18 protein-coding genes are annotated in these 17,391 nt (G+C 69.6%); 12 read left to right on the top strand and 6 right to left on the bottom strand.

What is annotated here, in order from left to right; translation table 11 throughout:
• Positions 1-8 precede the first annotated feature (8 nt).
• Positions 9-482, bottom strand: coding sequence for a YbaK/EbsC family protein (locus ACTIFS_RS06150; protein WP_439573179.1), 474 nt, complete (start codon positions 480-482; stop codon positions 9-11).
• Between the two features lie 27 nt (positions 483-509).
• On the bottom strand, positions 510-1,043 hold the full coding sequence (locus tag ACTIFS_RS06145; protein WP_439573178.1) for a DUF2244 domain-containing protein: 534 nt from the start codon (positions 1,041-1,043) through the stop codon (positions 510-512).
• Between the two features lie 22 nt (positions 1,044-1,065).
• On the opposite strand from ACTIFS_RS06145, the gene nth reads away from it, so the two are divergent.
• From nth to ACTIFS_RS06105, 8 genes are all read left to right on the top strand, one after another.
• Positions 1,066-1,821 carry an endonuclease III gene (nth, locus tag ACTIFS_RS06140; RefSeq protein WP_439573177.1) on the top strand — a complete coding sequence of 252 codons (756 nt, stop codon included), beginning with the start codon at positions 1,066-1,068 and terminating at the stop codon, positions 1,819-1,821.
• Positions 1,822-1,993: 172 nt separating this feature from the next.
• A complete protein-coding gene (locus tag ACTIFS_RS06135) occupies positions 1,994-3,220 on the top strand; it encodes an ABC transporter substrate-binding protein (protein WP_439573176.1) in 1,227 nt (408 codons plus the stop codon).
• 87 nt (positions 3,221-3,307) lie between these two features.
• Positions 3,308-3,550 carry a type II toxin-antitoxin system Phd/YefM family antitoxin gene (locus tag ACTIFS_RS06130; RefSeq protein WP_439573175.1) on the top strand — a complete coding sequence of 81 codons (243 nt, stop codon included), beginning with the start codon at positions 3,308-3,310 and terminating at the stop codon, positions 3,548-3,550.
• Positions 3,550-3,981, top strand: a complete 432-nt coding sequence (locus ACTIFS_RS06125; protein ID WP_439573174.1) for a type II toxin-antitoxin system VapC family toxin — start codon at positions 3,550-3,552, stop codon at positions 3,979-3,981. The genes ACTIFS_RS06130 and ACTIFS_RS06125 overlap by 1 nt, the downstream gene beginning before the upstream one ends.
• Before the next feature lie 123 nt (positions 3,982-4,104).
• Positions 4,105-4,974 carry a branched-chain amino acid ABC transporter permease gene (locus ACTIFS_RS06120; RefSeq protein WP_439573173.1) on the top strand — a complete coding sequence of 290 codons (870 nt, stop codon included), beginning with the start codon at positions 4,105-4,107 and terminating at the stop codon, positions 4,972-4,974.
• Between the two features lie 10 nt (positions 4,975-4,984).
• Complete coding sequence (locus ACTIFS_RS06115; protein WP_439573172.1) at positions 4,985-6,004, top strand: branched-chain amino acid ABC transporter permease; 1,020 nt, start codon at positions 4,985-4,987, stop codon at positions 6,002-6,004.
• 5 nt (positions 6,005-6,009) lie between these two features.
• The gene (locus tag ACTIFS_RS06110; RefSeq protein WP_439573519.1) at positions 6,010-6,723 is read left to right on the top strand and encodes an ABC transporter ATP-binding protein; all 714 of its coding nucleotides are present in this window, start codon (positions 6,010-6,012) and stop codon (positions 6,721-6,723) included.
• 13 nt (positions 6,724-6,736) lie between these two features.
• On the top strand, positions 6,737-7,441 hold the full coding sequence (locus ACTIFS_RS06105; protein ID WP_439573171.1) for an ABC transporter ATP-binding protein: 705 nt from the start codon (positions 6,737-6,739) through the stop codon (positions 7,439-7,441).
• A 3-nt stretch (positions 7,442-7,444) separates the two neighbouring features.
• Here the strand turns inward: ACTIFS_RS06105 and thrC are convergent, their stop codons facing one another.
• The 4 genes from thrC to ACTIFS_RS06085 all read right to left on the bottom strand — a co-directional run bounded on the left by thrC (position 7,445) and on the right by ACTIFS_RS06085 (position 11,752).
• Complete coding sequence (gene thrC / locus ACTIFS_RS06100) at positions 7,445-8,857, bottom strand: threonine synthase (protein ID WP_439573170.1); 1,413 nt, start codon at positions 8,855-8,857, stop codon at positions 7,445-7,447.
• A 133-nt stretch (positions 8,858-8,990) separates the two neighbouring features.
• A complete protein-coding gene (locus tag ACTIFS_RS06095) occupies positions 8,991-9,971 on the bottom strand; it encodes an aldo/keto reductase (protein WP_439573169.1) in 981 nt (326 codons plus the stop codon).
• A gap of 69 nt (positions 9,972-10,040) precedes the next feature.
• The gene (locus ACTIFS_RS06090) at positions 10,041-10,382 is read right to left on the bottom strand and encodes an AtuA-related protein (RefSeq protein WP_439573518.1); all 342 of its coding nucleotides are present in this window, start codon (positions 10,380-10,382) and stop codon (positions 10,041-10,043) included.
• Between the two features lie 8 nt (positions 10,383-10,390).
• Positions 10,391-11,752 carry an acyclic terpene utilization AtuA family protein gene (locus tag ACTIFS_RS06085; protein ID WP_439573168.1) on the bottom strand — a complete coding sequence of 454 codons (1,362 nt, stop codon included), beginning with the start codon at positions 11,750-11,752 and terminating at the stop codon, positions 10,391-10,393.
• 146 nt (positions 11,753-11,898) lie between these two features.
• On the opposite strand from ACTIFS_RS06085, the gene ACTIFS_RS06080 reads away from it, so the two are divergent.
• From ACTIFS_RS06080 to ACTIFS_RS06065, 4 genes are all read left to right on the top strand, one after another.
• Positions 11,899-12,516, top strand: coding sequence for an HD domain-containing protein (locus ACTIFS_RS06080; protein ID WP_439573167.1), 618 nt, complete (start codon positions 11,899-11,901; stop codon positions 12,514-12,516).
• A gap of 77 nt (positions 12,517-12,593) precedes the next feature.
• Positions 12,594-13,118 (top strand): tyrosine phosphatase family protein, encoded by a 525-nt coding sequence (locus tag ACTIFS_RS06075; protein WP_439573166.1) that lies wholly within the window; start codon positions 12,594-12,596, stop codon positions 13,116-13,118.
• A 128-nt stretch (positions 13,119-13,246) separates the two neighbouring features.
• Entirely contained in the window at positions 13,247-16,087 is a 2,841-nt protein-coding gene (locus ACTIFS_RS06070; RefSeq protein WP_439573517.1) for a DUF2339 domain-containing protein, read from the top strand.
• An 83-nt stretch (positions 16,088-16,170) separates the two neighbouring features.
• Positions 16,171-17,391: a potassium/proton antiporter gene (locus tag ACTIFS_RS06065; RefSeq protein ID WP_439573165.1), complete on the top strand. Its 1,221-nt coding sequence runs from the start codon at positions 16,171-16,173 to the stop codon at positions 17,389-17,391.

Here is a 17,391-nt window from a genome sequence, read left to right as displayed (position 1 = left end):
CGCGGTGCTCACGGCTGCTGTTCCCTGACATCGCCGACCCTGCCGCCGCTGATCCTGACGAGATCGTCGAAGCGGGTGCGGAACACGGTGTTGGGTGCCCCCGCCGCTGCCCAGATCGGGTCGATGGCGGCCAGATCGGCGTCGATCAGGACCAGGGGCGGCGTCATGTGGCCGACCGGGGCCACCCCGCCGATGGCAAAGCCGGTGACCTGCCGGATCCAGGCGGCGTCGGGCCGCTCGATGGCGGAGCCGACCAAGGCGGCGACCTTGCCCGCGTCGATCCGGTTGGCGCCGGAGGCGATCACCAGCACCGGCGCATCGCCGGCCCGGAACAGGATGGACTTGGCGATCTGCGCCACCTCGCAGCCGACCGCCGCCGCCGCTTCCGCCGCCGTGCGCGTGCTCGCCGGGAAGGTGGCGAGGTCATCGCTGTGGCCGGCCGCTGCCAGCACCGCCTTCACGCGCTCGACCGATCCGGCCATGGCATTGTCCCTGTGCAGGTCACGATGTCAGTCGAAGCGGGTCACGGTCGGCCCGCGGCGGGCCTCGGCGAGTGCGGCGCCCAGCGCCTTGCCGAAGCCGTCCCGCTCCACCGGCGGCAGCAGCGTGGCGATGTCGAGCTTGCGCCGGCCCTCGTCGAGGGTGAGCGCGAGCACCTGTCCGTCATCCGCGTCGATCTGCCGGGTCAGCCGGGTCCAGGCCGGGTTGAACTGCCATTCCTGCGCCCGGCCGTGCCAGCTCACCTTGCGCACGCGGATCTCGGTCGGCGTGACGATGACCTCCTCGAAGGCCCGGGCATGGCGGTAATTGGCGCGGAAGGCGAGAAAGATGATCAGCACGTCGAGGCCGAGAAAGGGCACGACCGGCCAGGCGCCCACGGCGGTGAAGATCACGGCGCCGATCAGGTTGACGGCACCGATGGCAACCATGACGGCGATGAAGCCCGGCCAGCCGAGCGAGCGGTGCGGGGTCAGCACCGCCGCGAACAGCGGGGCGTCAGGTGCGTCGTCGTCGTGGCGGGCGGTGATGTTGCCGGCGGTCATCGGTCCACACTATACGACGGGCATGGCCCGCCCGACCACTGCCGGAAAGTCACCGAAGACCACCGCTGCGCGCCGGCGCCCGGCCAAGGCCATCGCCAATGCCGCCGCCGCGAAGGTGGCGGCGAAGCGGCGCAAGCGCGACGGCCTCAGCCCGGCCGAGATCGAGGCGATCTTCTTCCGCTTCCGTGAGGTGGAACCCGAGCCGAAGGGCGAACTGGACAGTGTCAACGCCTTCACGCTGCTGGTCGCGGTGGTCCTCTCCGCGCAGGCGACCGACATCGGCGTCAACAAGGCGACGCGGCCGCTGTTCCAGGTCGCCGCCACGCCGTCCGCGATGGTGGCCCTCGGCGAGGAGGGCCTGACCGGATACATCAAGTCCATCGGCCTCTACCGCAACAAGGCGAAGAACGTCATTGCCCTGTCGCGGCAGCTGATCGCAAAGCATGGCGGCGAGGTTCCCGCCGACCGGGCGGCGCTCGAGGCCCTGCCGGGCGTCGGCCGCAAGACCGCCAACGTCGTCCTCAACATGGCCTTCGGCATTCCGACCATCGCGGTCGACACGCACCTGTTCCGGGTTGCCAACCGCACTGGCCTTGCGCCGGGCAAGACGCCACTGGCGGTGGAACTCGGACTTGAGAAGGTCGTGCCGGAGCCCTTCCGGCTGCACGCCCATCACTGGCTGATCCTGCACGGCCGCTATGTCTGCAAGGCGACCAAGCCCCAGTGCCCGCGCTGCCTGATCGCCGACATCTGCCGCTTCGAGCACAAGGCGGCCTGAGCCGCTTCGAACGGCTCGGGCGCGGTTCGTCGGCAGGTGCTGGAACGCGCGCCATCGCCGCACCGCCATGCGTGCGCGCCCCCTTCCGCAGGCGCGGCCTTTGCGTAAGATCGCCGCCAGTCCGAAACGAAGCCGGCCGCGACGATGAAGCGGCCGGACTGGGAGGTATCCGATGCAGAAGCCGCTCCGTCTGACCCGCCGCACCGCGCTTGCCGGTGTTGCCGCGACCCTTGCCGCGCCGGGCATCGCGCGCGCGCAGGCGCGGACGCTGAAGATCGGCAGCCTCCTGCCGCGTTCCGGCTTCTTCGCCCAGGCCGGCCAGAGCATGCATCGCGGCGTTCTCGCCGCGCCCGAACTGCTGAAGGAACTCGGCTACGCGGTCGAGATCGTCCACATCGACACCGAGTCGAATGCCGACGTCGCCCGCACCCAGGCCGAGCGCGCCATCAATGACGGCTGCCACGTGCTGACCGGTGCCTTCGATTCCGGCCACACGCTGGCGATCGCCCAGGTTGCCGAGCAGCGCCAGATCCCCTTCGTGGTCAATGTCGCGGCCGCCCCGCAGATCACCGAGCAGGGCTACAAGTTCCTCGTCCGCAACTTCCAGACCGGCGGCCAGCTGGTCACCAACGGCCTGCGCCTCATCAAGGACGTGATGGACGCGAAGGGCGTGAAGCTGGAGACGGCGGTGTTCCTGCACGCCAACGACACGTTCGGCACCGCCCAGCGCAATGCCATGGACGCCATCTGGCCGCGCGTGAACCTGCCGATCAACCTCGTCGAGAAGATCGCCTACGACCCGCGCGCGCAGGACCTCTCGGTCGAGGTCACCAAGATCCGCTCGCTGAACCCCGATCTCGTCATGTGCGTCACCCGCGCCTCCGACGCCATCAAGATGGTGCGCGATATGGTGCGCCAGCGCTTCCAGCCGAAGGCGATCATCTCGCCCGGCTCGCCCGGCTTCTATGACGAGGAATTCTACCAGGCGCTCGGCCCGCTGGCCGATTTCGTGCTGTTCGGCCTGCCCTGGGCCAACCCCAGATCGACCATGACCCAGGCCTTCGAGAAGGCTTTTGCCAAGGCCAACCCGAACAACCGGTTCGCGGTGGACAGCTTCAACGCCGGCTTTGCCTTCGAGGGCCTGCTGATCGCGGCCGATGCCTTCAAGCGCGCCGGCACCACGGCCGGGCCGCAGCTCATGGAGGCGGTGCGGGCGACGAGCCTTGCCGAGCACATCATGATCGGCGGGCCGATCACCTTCGACGCCAAGGGCCAGAACCCGAATATCGGCTCGGCGCTGGTGCAGAACCTGAAGCGCGTGCCCACCGTCGTCCTGCCGAAGGACGTGGCGGTGGCCGAGCCGGTGCTGCCCTTCCCGGCCTGGCAGGGCCGGAGCTGAGGGCGGCGCGTGAGGGAGTGCTGGCCGTCTGGCTGGCGCGTCCCGGCGGGTTGGACTATATGACCAACTAACTGGTCAGGAGGCTCCATGCCCACAGTCAATCTGGCTGATGCCAAGGCACGATTGAGCGAACTCGTCGACCGCGCCGCGGCCGGCGACACGATCGAGATTGCCCGCCGCGGCAAGACAGTCGCTCGGCTGACGCCTGCGACGCCGGCGCGCAAGCCCGTCGATGCCGCCGCCCTTGCGGCGGTCACCGACGACATGCCGGAGAGCGACCAGGGCGCTGGCGATTTCGTTCGGGCCATGCGCGACAGTGATCGGTACTGATGATCTATCTCGACACGTCGGTTCTGGTCGCCTCCCTCACGCGGGAAGCTGCGACATCTGGCGTTCAGGCCTGGCTGGCGCGCGAGAACCCGGATGAACTCGCCATAAGCAGCTGGTCCGTCACCGAGGTGTCCTCGGCTCTGGCGTTGAAGCTCAGGGTCGGGGCCATCACCCTGGATCAGCGGGCGCGAGCCTTGTCGGCATTCTCGACCCTCGTCTCGGAGAGCTTTCGGTTGCTTCCGGTGGATGGCGAGCACTTTATTTCCGCCGCGCGGATGTCCAACCATCATGAGCTTGGACTTCGGGCAGGCGACGCGCTGCATTGCGCGATAGCAGCAGGTCGCGGCGCCACACTCGCAAAGCTCGATCGCCGGCTCGCGGATGCTGCGCCGCGCATTGGCGTTCCGACCGTGGTGCCGGTATCGCGCTGACCGGCGCCCTTGGACCGAGGGTCGGCGTCACGGTGGTGGCCACCCTTTCCGGCATGGCTGTTGCCCCGCCGCCACCGACCGTTTAACTCGCCCTGTCGCATCGCTCCGGGACAGCCACCGCTCATGCTCTGGTCGCTCTATGCCAACGTGCTCGTCCAGGGCATCCTCACCGGCCTCGTCTATGGCCTGATGGCGCTCGGCCTGTCGGTGATCTTCGGCGTCGTGCGGGTGGTCAACTTCGCCCATGGCGAATTCGCCGTGGTCGGCATGTATGCCGCCTTCGTGCTGTTCCGCTCGCTCGGGCTCGACCCCTTCCTGTCGCTGGTGCCGATCGCGGCGGCCTTCTTCATCGTCGGCTACGGGCTCCAGCGCACGCTGATCAACCCCTTCGTCGGCCGGCCGGAGCACGAGCAGTTCATCCTGCTGGTCGGCGTCGCCATCATCCTGGTCAACGGGCTCCTGATGATCTTCGGGCCGGACGCGCGCTCGGCCAACCTGTCCTATTCCTTCGACAGCTGGGATGTCGGGCCGGTCATCGTCGACAAGGTCCGCGTCTATGCGGCCGGTGCCGCGCTGGTGGTGGCATCGCTGCTCTTCGCCTTCTTCCGCTTCACGTCGACCGGCGTCGCCATCCGCGCCTGTGCCGACAATCTGGTCGGCGCGGCGGTGGTCGGGCTCGACGTGAAGAAGCTCTATGCGCTCACCTTCGGCCTCGGGCTCGCCTGCGTGGGGGCGGCCGGCGCGCTGATGGTGGCGCTCACCGATGCCACGCCCATGATCGCGCCGGCCTTCACGCTGCTTGCCTTCACCATCGTCATCATTGGCGGCATGGGGTCGATGGCGGGCGCCATCGTCGGCGGCCTGCTGATCGGCATTGTCGAGGCGCTCGCCTCGGTGGTCATCGCCCCCTCGATGAAGACCATGGTCTCCTTCGGCCTGCTCGTGCTCGTGCTGGCGCTGCGCCCGCAGGGTCTGCTCGGCAGGCGGGCGTGAGGAAAGGCGCATGAACCCCTTCGGAACCCTCGCAAGGCTTGCCGACGAGGCGCCGCGCCGCGCGCTCGTGCTGCTGGCGGCTTTCGTCGCCGTGCTGCTGGTGGCGCCCGCCCTGCTCGACCGCTACCTGCTCTCGGTCTTCTTCCTGATCTTCTGGTTCGCCACCGTCGGCCAGGCCTGGAACGTGATGATGGGCTTCTGCGGCCAGCTCTCGCTCGGCCATGCCCTCTATGTCGGCCTCGGCGGCTATATCGGCGCCATCCTCTGGGTGAAGTTCGGCATCGCGCCGGCCATCGCCATCGTTCCGGCCGTGCTCACCGCCATGGCCTTCGGCGCGGTGATCGGCTGGCTCGGCTTCCGCTTCGGCATCGAGGGCGTCTATTTCGCGCTGCTGACCATCGCCTTCGCCGAGGTCGCCCGCATCGGCTTCGACAACTGGAGCTTCGTCGGCGGCGCGGCAGGCTTCTTCATCCCGGTCACGGCCGGCGGCGGATCGCCCTGGAACCTGCGCGGCGGGCCGCTGCTGTTCTATTACGTGGCGCTGGCCATGATGGTGGTGGCCTTCCTTCTCTGCGCGGCGCTCCGGCGCTCGAAGATCGGCCATGCCTGGCTCGCCGTGCGCGAGGACCCGGAGGCGGCCCGCGCACTGGGCGTCGACGTGTTCCGCGCCAAGATGGCGGCCGTGCTGGTCTCCTCGGCCATGACGGCCGTGGCCGGCGTCGTCTATGCCTTCTACCAGAACAACCTCTTTCCCAGTCAGACCTTCGACATCGCCCGCTCCATCGAGATGATCCTGGCGCCGATCATCGGGGGCCTCGGCACGCTGTTCGGCCCGGTGCTCGGCGCCTTCATCCTCACCCCGCTCGGGCAGACGCTGATCGCGCTGGTGGAGAAGGTCGCGGGCCGCGCCATCCCCGGCGTCAACCTCGTCTTCTACGGCGCGGCGCTGATGGCCATCATCTGGTTCTCGCCCAACGGGGTCTGGCCCTGGCTGAAGAAGAAGCTCGGCATTCCGGAGGAGCGCTCGTGACCGCGCTGCTCGATGTCCGGGGGGTCACCAAGCGCTTCCGCGGCCTTGTCGCGGTGGATGCCGTCTCGCTCGCCGTCGACGAGGGCGAGATCTTCGCGATCATCGGCCCGAACGGCGCCGGCAAGACGACGCTGTTCAACATGATCGCCGGGGTCATGGTGCCGGATGCCGGCACCATCGCCTTTGCCGGTGCGCGCATCGACGGGCTGCAGCCGCACGAACTCTGCCGCCGGGGCCTTGCCCGCACCTTCCAGATCGTCCGGCCCTTCCCGGAACTCACCGTCATGGAGAACGCCACCATCGGCGCCATGATGCGCGCGCCCGACATGGAGGCGGCAAGGGCTTCCGCCGCCGAGGTGCTGCGCCGGCTCGACCTGTGGGACCGCCGCGAGGCAAAGGCCAAGTCCCTGACGCTGCCCGACCGCAAGCGGCTGGAATGCGCTCGCGCGCTCGCCACCGACCCGCGCCTGCTCCTCCTCGACGAGGTCATGGCGGGCCTCAGGCCCACGGAAGTCGACCGCATCGTGGCGATCCTCAGGGACATCAACCGCCAGGGCGTCACCATCGTGCTGATCGAGCACGTCATGCGCGCGGTCATGGCGCTGGCCGGCCGCATCCATGTGCTCCACCACGGCGCGACGATTGCCGAGGGCACGCCGGAGGAGGTGACGCGCCACCCGAAGGTGCTGGAGAGCTATCTCGGGGCCGAGGCGCTGTGATGGGGACGGTCTGATGCTGCTCGTCCACGACATCGACGTCTTCCACGGCGACGCCCAGGCCCTCGACAAGGTGTCGCTGGAGGTGCCGGAGCGCTCCATCGTCGCCATTGTCGGCGCGAACGGCGCCGGCAAGACCTCGCTGATCCGCACCATTGCCGGCATGCTGAAGCCGAAGGCCGGCACCATCCGCTTCAAGGACCGCGACATTACCGGCCTGCCGAGCCACGAGGTCTGCGACCTCGGCATCGGCCAGGTCGCCGAGGGACGGCAGGTGTTCCCGACGCTCTCGGTCGCGGAAAACCTCGCCATGGGCGCCATGATCCCGCGGGCGCGGAAGCACAAGGCGCGCAACCTGGAACGGGTCTATGCCATGTTCCCGCGCCTTCTGGAGCGCGCCGGCCAGGCCGCCGGCACCCTGTCGGGCGGCGAGCAGCAGATGCTCGCCATCGGCCGCTGCCTGATGGGCGAGCCGGAACTGGTCATGTTCGACGAGCCCTCGCTCGGCCTCGCCCCCGCCGTGGTGCAGGATGTGCTGCGCACCATCCGCGACCTTGCCGGGGGCGGGCTCACCTGCGTGCTGGTCGAGCAGAACGTGGCGGTGTCGCTGCGTCTCGCCAGCCGCGGCTACGTGCTGGAGAACGGCCGCGTTACGCTGACCGGCACCGGCGCCGAGCTTCTGGCCGATGACGGGGTGAGGAAGGCCTATCTGGGGATGTAGGCCTTACGCCGCCCCGGCCACCGCCGCCCGGGTCTTCTCCAGCACATAGGCCTCCACCGCCGCCTGCTCGTTCGGCAGCTTCGCCATGCGCTCGGTGCGCTCCATCAGGTCGCCGAGCCATGCGGGCAGGGCAGGGCGGGTGCCGCAGGCCGCCTCCACCGCGTCGGGGAACTTGGCGGGATGGGCGGTTGACAGCACCACGGTCGGCACGGGCGGATCGGCAGCGACCTTGCGGGCCGCGACCATCGCCACCGCCGTATGCGGGTCGAGCAGATAGCCGGCCGCCTCCAGCGTCTGACGGATCATGGCCGACACTTCGGCCTCGTCGGCCCGGGCGGCGGCAAAATCCGCGCGGATGGCGGCGAGCGCCGTCGCCTCGATGGCAAAGCTGCCCGACTGGGCAAGGCCCGCCATCAGCCGGCGCACGGCACCGGCATCGCGCCCGTGAGCGTCGAACAGCAGCCGCTCGAAATTCGACGAGACCTGGATGTCCATGGACGGCGAGGACGTCGGCTCGACGCCGGTGACCTCGTAGCGTCCGGTGCGGATCGTGCGCTCCAGGATGTCGTTGATGTTGGTGGCAACCACCAGCCCGCTCATCGGCAAGCCCATGCGCTTCGCCGCATAGCCTGCGAAGACATCGCCGAAATTGCCGGTCGGAACGACATAGCGCGCCGGCCGCTGCGGCGCGCCGAGCGCCGCGCCCGCCACGAAGTAGTAGACCACCTGCGCGACGATCCGCGCCCAGTTGATCGAATTGACGCCCGACAGCTTCACCCGGTCGCGGAAGGCGTGGTTGTTGAACAGGCCCTTCACGATGGCCTGGCAGTCGTCGAACGTGCCGTCGATCGCAATCGCATGGACATTCGGCGCATCCACCGTGGTCATCATGCGCCGCTGCACGTCCGAGACGCGGCCGTCGGGGAACAGGATGACCACGTCCACCTGGTCGAGCCCGCGAAAGGCATCGATGGCCGCGCCGCCGGTGTCGCCGGATGTCGCACCGACGATGGTTGCGCGCTGGCCGCGGGCCTTGAGGACATGGTCCATCAACCGGCCGAGCAGTTGCATGGCGCAGTCCTTGAACGCCAGCGTCGGCCCGTGGAACAGTTCCAGCACCCATTCTGAAGGGGAGAGCTGAACGAGCGGCGTCACCGCCGGGTGGCGGAACGTGGCATAGGCATCTTCGATCATGCGGGAGAGGGCTGCCGCCTCGATGGCGCCATCGACGAAGGGGGCGAGCACGCGCCGCGCCACCTCCGGATAGGGCTGGCCGGTGAGTGCCGCAATCGCCTCCGGCGCCATGGCCGGCCAGATCTCGGGCACGTAGAGGCCGCCGTCGCGGGCAAGCCCCGCCAGCAGCGCATCGGGAAAGTTCAGCGCGGGCGCCTCGCCCCGGGTCGAAATGTAGCGCATGGCTGGCCTGGTTGCGGCAACGGATCGTTGGCGGCCGGCTTAGGCGCAGCCGTCCGCCAAGGCAAGTCCTGCGGTCATGGCAAGACTTGACGGACGAACAGACTGCGCCGGCCGGCCCGCAGCCGGTCAGGGTCTATTTGAAGCCGAGCACCGGGTGCGGCGCATAGGATGCCTCCAGGGCGCCGATCTCTTCAGGCGTCAGTTTCACCGACAGCGCCGCCACCGCATCGTCGAGATGGCTCATCTTGCTCGCGCCGATGATCGGGGCGGTGATGCCCGGCTTCTGGATGATCCAGGCAAGCGCCACCTGGGCACGCGGAATGCCGCGCGCCTCCGCCACCTTCGCCACCGCCTCCACCACCTCGCGGTCGGCATCGGCGGTCGTCGTATAGAGCGTCTTGCCGAACTCGTCGGTCTCCGTGCGGGCCGATGTCTCGTCCCAGTCGCGGGTGAGGCGCCCGCGCGCCAGCGGGCTCCAGGGAATGACGCCGATGCCCTCCTCCTGGCAGAGCGGCAGCATTTCGCGCTCCTCCTCGCGATAGATGAGGTTCACGTAATTCTGCATGGTGGAGAAGCGCGTCCAGCCGTGCTTTTCGGAGGTCTTCAGCATCTTCATGAAGCGCCAGGCATGCATGGAGGAGGCGCCGATATAGCGGGCCTTGCCGGCCTTCACGACGCCATGCAGCGCCTCGAGCGTCTCCTCGATCGGCGTGTCGTAGTCGAAGCGGTGGATCTGGTAGAGGTCGACATAATCCGTGCCGAGCCGGCGCAGCGAATGGTCGATCTCGGTCATGATCGCCTTGCGCGACAGGCCCATGCCGTTCGGGCCGGGGCGCATCCGGTTGAATACCTTGGTGGCGATGACGATGTCGTCGCGCTTCGCCATGTCCTTCAGCGCCTTGCCGACGATCTCCTCGCCGGAGCCGAGCGAATAGATGTTGGCGGTGTCGAAGAAATTGATGCCGAGCTCCAGCGCCCGCTTGATGAAGGGCCGGCTCTCCGCCTCGCCGAGCGTCCACGGATGGGCGCCCATGTCCGGGGCGCCATAGGTCATGCAGCCGAGGCACAGCCGCGAGACGTCGAGGCCGGTGCGGCCGAGCTTCACAAGTTCCATGTCAGACCTCCTCGAAGGACCCTGACACTAGCCCATGGAGGCGCCGGACGGGAACCACGTGCCGGCCGGTCAGCCCTGCCCGGAGGACCCCTTGCCGGCGGCGGCCGGCCTCTCGACCTCCAGCGCGAGCAGGCAGGAGCCGAGCGCCTTGCCATGGGCATCCAGCGCCAGCGAGCGGGTGACGCCGCCGGCCAGCGCGCCTTCCATGACGAAATTGAGCGCGCCGATGCCCGGCAGGTCGTAGCGCGTCACCGCGCCGGTGACCTGCGCGCCGAAATGGGCCTTCACCCGCTCCGCCGTCACTTCCGCGGCCAGCAGCGGATAGTCGGCGGGATCGCGGGCGATCAGCGACACGAGCGAGGTGTTGCCCTTGTCGCCGGTGCGGGCATGGGCGATGTCGCGCAGCGGAATGCGGCGGGTCACGACACGGCCTCCACGAAGGTGATCGCCGGATGGACGGCCGTGCGGTCGATGAAGGCGGTCGCGACCGCGATCACCGGCCGCGCGGCCTTCATCACGCCGCCGCCGCCGGCCGGTCCGTTGGTGTAGAGCGTCTCCACCTCCTCGCCGATGCGCTGCGCCGTCTCCATGTCGGCCGTCCGCCCGGCCACTCTGAGCCGCACCTCGTAGGGCTCCGGCGCATCGGGGGGTGTCGCAGCCCCATGGGTGGAATTGATGCCGATGAGGTCGGTACGCAGTTCCTCGAACGACAGTCCGGTCAGCGCCAGTCGCTCGGCGACGATGGCGCCGGCGAGCCTCGCCTTCGCGGCGGCTCCGGGACCTGCATAGGAGATCTGGCCCTCGCCGATATAGCCGTCGCGATAGCCGACCGAGACCTTCAGGCTGTCCGGACGCGGCCGGCCGCCGGCGCCCTCGATGGCGATCCGGTCCGGCGCCTGCTCGACCACCCGGATGCCGGAGAAGTCAGCCGCCACGTCCGGCTGCAGATAGGCGGCCGGGTCATGGATCTCGTAGAGCAACTGCTCCTTGCAGGTCGCCGCCGTGATGCGACCGCCGGAGCCGGCCACCTTGGTGATGGTGACGGAGCCGTCCTCGCCCACGATGCCGATGGGAAAGCCGAGCCGGGCAAGGCTCGCCGCATCGAGACCCTCGCTTTGCGGCGTGCCGGGATCGGCGAAATAGCCGCCGGTGATCTGGCCGGCGCATTCCAGCAGATGGCCCGCCGCCGTGCCGCGGCCGAGGCGCTCCCAGTCGTCCTCGGCCCAGCCGAAGGCGTGGATCAGCGGTCCGAGGAACAGGGCCGGGTCGGCGACGCGGCCGGTCACCACGATGTCGGCGCCCGCGGCCAGTGCTTCGGCGATGGGACGGGCGCCGAGATAGGCATTGGCCGAGACGATGCGGTTGGCCATGGCGCGGGCGGCAAGGCCGGTCTCGGGCAGGACTTCATCGCTCGTCCGGATCGGGTCGGTCACGTCGTCGCCGGTGACGGCCGCGATCCTCAGATGCCTCAGACCGAGCCCGGCGGCGATCGCGGCGATGCGGCGGGCGGCGGCAAGTGGATTGGCCGCGCCCATGTTGGTCACGATCCGGATGGAGCGGGCGGAGCAAGCCGGCAGCACGGCGCGCATCCGCCGTTCCAGCAGCGGGTCGAAGCCTGCCTGCGGATCGGCGAGACGGGCGAGCTGGGCCAGCGCGATGGTGCGCTCGGCCAGGCACTCGAACACCAGCACGTCGATCTCGCCCTTCTCGGCCAGTTCCACCGCCGGTTCGATCCGGTCGCCGGCAAAGCCCGAGCCTGCCCCCAGTCTGAGTGTCCGCATCCGGCGCCTCCCGTTCGGGCCTGTGATAGCCGCCCGGTGCGCCGGAGGGCAGGGGGGCAGCGGCTGATCCCTCCTGCTGACAGGGCAGGGCACGCGGGCCCGCCAACGCCCTTGCCGGCCTGTCGGGAACCGGCCAAAAGGCAGGCATGTCTCCACGTTCCTCCCGCACCGCCCCGCCAAGGGCCTGGCAGCGCATGCTGTCCGGCCGCAGGCTCGATCTGCTCGATCCCTCGCCGCTGGACGTCGAGATCGAGGACATCGCCCACGGTCTTGCCCGTGTCGCCCGCTGGAACGGCCAGACCACTGGGCCGCATGTCTTCTCGGTCGCCCAGCACTGCCTGCTGGTGGAAGACATCGCGCTGCGTCTCGAACCGGACCTGGAGCGGCGCTGGCGCCTTGCCGTGCTGCTGCACGATGCGCCGGAATATGTCATCGGGGACATGATCTCGCCGTTCAAGGCGGTGATCGGCGGCGACTACAAGACCGTGGAGGCCAGGCTGATGGCGGCCATCCACCTGCGCTTCGGTCTGCCGGCGACAGCCCCGGCCGCCGTCACGGCCCTGATCAAGAAGGCCGACCGGGTGGCGGCCTATCTGGAGGCGACGCAACTGGCCGGTTTCGCGCCGGAGGAGGCGGACGGCATTTTCGGCCGGCCGGCCGGCGTGTTCGGCGGGTCGCGCGGCCTGCCGCCGGCGCTGGAGCCGATGGCGACCGAGCCGGCCGGGCGCGCCTATCTCGCGCGGTTTGCCGACCTCGCCGGCTGAGCCTGCGTAATGCTGTCGTCTCGTCACCGAATCGGTGTTGAGGCATGATGGGTCGTGCTGGAACTCCGGGAGGCCTCGTGGAAGTTCATGTCTGCTCGCTCGCCCGGCTCGGCGCCACGGTGCAAGCCACCGGCGCCCGCCATGTCGTCACCCTCATCAACGAGGGGACGCCGGTGCTGTGCCCGGCCCCGGTGCGCCCCGAAAACCACCTGTTCCTCGGCATGAACGACATCGTCATGCCGATGGACGGCTATGTCGCCCCCGCCGAGGCGCATGTGCAGAGCCTGCTCGGCTTCGTCGACGAATGGTGGCGCGGCCATGCCCCGTCCAGCCCGCTGGTGGTCCATTGCTGGGCGGGCATCAGCCGCTCGACGGCGGCGGCCTTCATCACCGCCTGCGCGGTCGATCCGCAGCGCGACGAGGCGGCGCTGGCCGCCGAGATCCGCCGGCTCAGTCCTGCTGCCACGCCCAACATCCGGCTGGTGACCATCGCCGACGGCATGCTCGGCCGGCGCGGAAGGATGGTCGAGGCGATCCAGTCCATCGGTCGCGGCCGCGATGCCTATGAAGGAGATCCCTTCGCCCTGAAACTGGCGCGCTGACGGGTCAAAGCCAGAAAAGCCGGGCCCGGCGCGTGCCATCGCACCGAAACATGCCGGGCGACTTATCCCCACCCGCCGGTTCCGGGCGATGATCCGCCTGGACTGCGAATCGGGGAGTTGGTGAGGTGATGGAGATTGTTCTCGGCATCCTGCTGGCGGCAGCGCTGGTATTGGCGACGCCGGTCATGGCCATCGTCGCGATGGTGCGCACCGGCGATCTGAAGCGCCGGCTGGATGCGACCGAACTTCGCCTTGCCAGTTCCGAGACCGAACTCGCCCTGCTGCGCGAGGCGGTGGTCCGTGGCGCGCCGTTGCCTTCCGGCCCGGCCACCGGACCCGGAGCGGAGACGGCACAGGCGCCCGAGACGCCGGTGCCCGACTGGCAGACAGCGGTCGCGACCGATGCTCCGCCGGCCGAGCCGGACCCGATGGAGGCGGCGACGGCGCCGGCCCGCGGCCTCGTGCCGAAGGTCACCAGCCAGCGGCCGCTGGAGGCCATCGATCCCCTTGACGCCGATGCGCCGGCCGCCGCCGGCGCTCCTCCCGAGGCTCCGCCGCCGGTCCCGCCGGCCTCCGGCCTCGGCGGCCTCGAGGAGGCCATCGGCTCGCGCTGGGCGGTCTGGCTGGGTGCGCTGGCGCTTGGCCTCGGCGGCATTTTCCTGGTGCGCTATTCCATCGAACAGGACCTGATCGGCCCCGGCCTGCGCATCGCTCTCGGCGCGCTTTTCGCGCTGGTGCTGCTGGCGGGAGGCGAATGGTTGCGCCGCTCCGACCGGGGCCTGCCGACGCTTCCTGTCGCCGACATTCCTTCGGCCGTGACCGGAGCCGGCGCGGTCGTCGCTTTCGGCACGGTCTATGCCGCCCATGCGCTCTACGGTTTCATCGGGCCGGCGTCGGCCTTCATCGCCCTCGGGGCCGTCGGCCTTTGCACGCTGGTTCTGGCTGGCGTCCACGGGCCGCTGCTTGGCGCCATCGGGCTGATTGCGGCCTTTGCCGCGCCCTTCCTCGTGGCGAGCCCCGAGCCGAGCCCCTATGCCTTTCCGCTCTATGCGGCGGTCATCACGGCGGCCTGTTTCGCGCTGGCCTGGATCCGCTCCTGGTCCTGGCTGGCGATTGCCGCGACCATCGCCTCGGTGGGGCTCGGCACGGTGTCCATGCTGGCGCTCGGCACCACCGCCCTGCCGAGCCTGATCCAGGCCCTGGCGGGCCTTGCCGCCGCGGCGGTGTTTCTGGTGCCCGGCATCTGGTTCGGTCCGGCCCACGAGCGCGGCAGCGACCCGCTGGCCAGCGCCGTGCTGATCGGGTTCTCCCTGCTGGCGACCATCGCCGTGATGGAGGGCCGGCAGGAGACGGCCGCACTCGGTCTGTTCATCGTCGCCTGCCTCGCCGTGCTGGGCCTTGCCGCCCGTTCGCCGGGCGTGACGGCGGCGGTGCCGGCCGCGGGCCTGCTGTCGCTGCTGGTGCTGCTGTCCTGGGCGACCGGCGTCAGGCCCTCGGCGCCGACCGCCGACCTGCTGGCCATCCCCGAGCCGTTCCCGGAGGTGCTCGCCCGGCTGGTGACCGCGGGCACCGCCATCGCATTGATCTTCGGGCTGGGCTCTGCCGCGCTTGCCGTGTTCCGGCATCAGCGATCGGCGCTCAATGTCATCGTGCTCGCGACGACCTCGGTACTGGTGCCCATCGGCGTGCTCGCCATCGCCTATGGCAAGATCGAGGGCTTCGTCGTTTCCGTGCGCTTTGCCGCGCTCGCCATGGTGCTGGCGACAAGCTTCGGCGCCGCGACAGAGGCCGCGCACCGGCTGCGCTCCGGGCACCGTCCGGGTCTCGCCTCGGCCTCCGCCATCTATGCCATCGGTTCGCTGGCGGCGCTCGCCATCGCGCTGACGCTGCTGCTGGAGCGCGCCTGGCTGACGCTGGCGCTGGCCCTGATGGTGGCCGGCATTGCCTGGGTCTATACGCTGCGCCCGCTGCCGCAATTGCGCTGGGTTGCGGCACTCGCCGGCATCGGCGTGCTGGCGCGCGTGCTGTGGGACCCGGCCATCAACGGCGCCGGAGTGGGCGAGACGCTCGTGTTCAACTGGCTTCTGCCCGGCTACGGCCTGCCGGTCCTGACCGCAACCGCCGCCGCCATCCTGCTGCGCCGCCGGCGCGGCGCCGATGTGCCGGTGGGCATCCTGGAGGCGCTGGCCATGGTCTTTGCCGCGCTGCTGGTCATCGTCCAGGTGCGCCACGCCTTCGGCGCCCATGGCCTCCGGCTGTTCGCCGCGCCCATGCGCTTTCCGGAGGCGGCCACCCACACCGTCACGATCCTCGCCTTCGGCATCGGCCTGTCGCGGCTCGCCGCTTTCCGGCCGGGTCTGCTCTGGCAGAACGCGGTGCTGATCGTGCGCTATGGCTCCTGGGCCTGGATCGTCGCCGTCATGGGCTTTGCCATGAACCCGTGGTTCACCTGGGCCTCCGTCGGGCCGCACCCTGTCATCAACTGGGCCTTCCTCGGCTATGGCGTCGGCGCAGTCCTCGCCGGCATCGCGGCCTGGTTCGAGCGGCAGGCCGGCCGGCGCATGGAGATGCGGGTCATGGGCCTGATGGGACTGGCCATGCTGTTCATCTATTTCAACATCACGGTGGCCATGCTGTTCCGCGGCGAGGTTGCGCCTGACGGCATCGGCGACGGCGAACTCTATGCCTATTCGGTGGTCTGGCTGGTCATGGGCATTGCGCTGCTGCTGGCCGGGGCCCGGTTCGGCAGCCGTACCCTGCGATTTGCCTCGGCCGCGCTGGTTGGCCTCGCCGTCGTCAAGGTCTTCCTGATCGACATGGCGGGGCTCACCGGCTTGTGGCGGGCGCTGTCCTTCATCGGCCTCGGCCTCGTGCTGATCCTGATCGGCCGCATCTACCAGCATGCGCTGGGAATCGGCGTCAAACGCGCCCCGCCGGCGCCGCCGCCGGTCGAGGCTCCGGGCGGCTAGCGGATTTCACGCCCGGCCGCGCAGGAGACCTCTGCCGGGCAATTGACTTGCCCGGCGAGGGACCAGACAGCATATCGGGTGCCATGCTTGCATTCACTCCCGAACTCCTGCTCTTCGGTCTCGGCCTTCTGCTGCTTCTCACCGTCCTGGCCGGGAACCTGTCGAGCCGCTTCGGCCTGCCGGCGCTGATCGGCTTCCTGGCGCTGGGCATGCTGGCCGGCTCAGACGGGCCGGGCGGCATCCAGTTCGAGAACTACCTGGCGGCGCAGATGATCGGGGTCGCCTGCCTCGTCTTCATCCTGTTCTCGGGCGGGCTGGACACGGACTGGAAGGCGGTCCGCGGCGGCGCGCTGCCGGCCGCCGTTCTCGCCACGCTGGGCGTGGTGATCAGCGCGGGCATCGTCGCTGCCGCGGCCATCGTCCTGCTCGACTTCTCGCTGCTTCAGGGCTTCCTGCTGGGCGCGGTCGTCGCCTCGACCGATGCTGCGGCCGTGTTTGCGATCATGCGCTCGCACGGCTTGCCGCTGAACGGCCGGGTGCAGGGCCTGATCGAGCTCGAATCGGGCTCCAACGATCCCATGGCGGTCTTCCTCGTCGGCGCGGCGCTGCTGCTGATCACCGTGCCGGGCACGCAGGTGCCGGCCCTCGTCCCTGAGTTCGCCATCCAGATGGCGGTCGGCGCCGTCACGGGTCTGGGCGTGGGCCTCGGCATGGTCGTGATCCTGCGGCGCCTGAGGCTGCAGGTCGGCGGCCTTGCCCTGGTTGTCTCGGTGGCGGCGGCCCTGCTCAGCTACGGCCTCGCCGGCATGCTCAAGGGCAATGGCTTCCTTGCCGCCTACCTCGCCGGCATCGTGGCCGGCACGCGGGAGTTTCCCGGCAAGCGCACCATCTCCCTGTTCCAGGATGGCGCCGCCTGGCTCGCCCAGGTGGTCATGTTCCTCACCCTCGGCCTGCTCGTCTTTCCCGCACAATTGCAGGCCGTGACCGTTCCCGGACTGGCGATAACGGCGGTGCTGATGCTGGTCGCGCGGCCCGTCAGCGTCTTCATCTGCCTTGCGCCCTTCAGGGACTATGGCTGGCGGGAGAAGCTGTTCGTCTCCTGGGCGGGTCTGCGCGGAGCGGTGCCCATCGTTCTGGCGACCTTCCCGATCGTCGCGGGTGTCCAAAGTGCCCAGACGATCTTCAACATCGTGTTTTTCGTCGTGGTGCTCTCGAGCCTGATCCAGGGGCCGACGCTTGGCTGGGTGGCGAACCGGCTGCAGGTCAATGAGGCGGAGCCCGCCGTGGAGCCGCCAGCACCGTGA

This window comes from Phreatobacter sp. (assembly GCF_051860605.1).
In the GTDB taxonomy this organism is placed as follows: Bacteria; Pseudomonadota; Alphaproteobacteria; order Rhizobiales; family Phreatobacteraceae; genus Phreatobacter.
The sequence above is the reverse complement of the archived record's forward strand: the minus strand, read 5'-3'. Positions and strand labels throughout refer to the sequence as shown.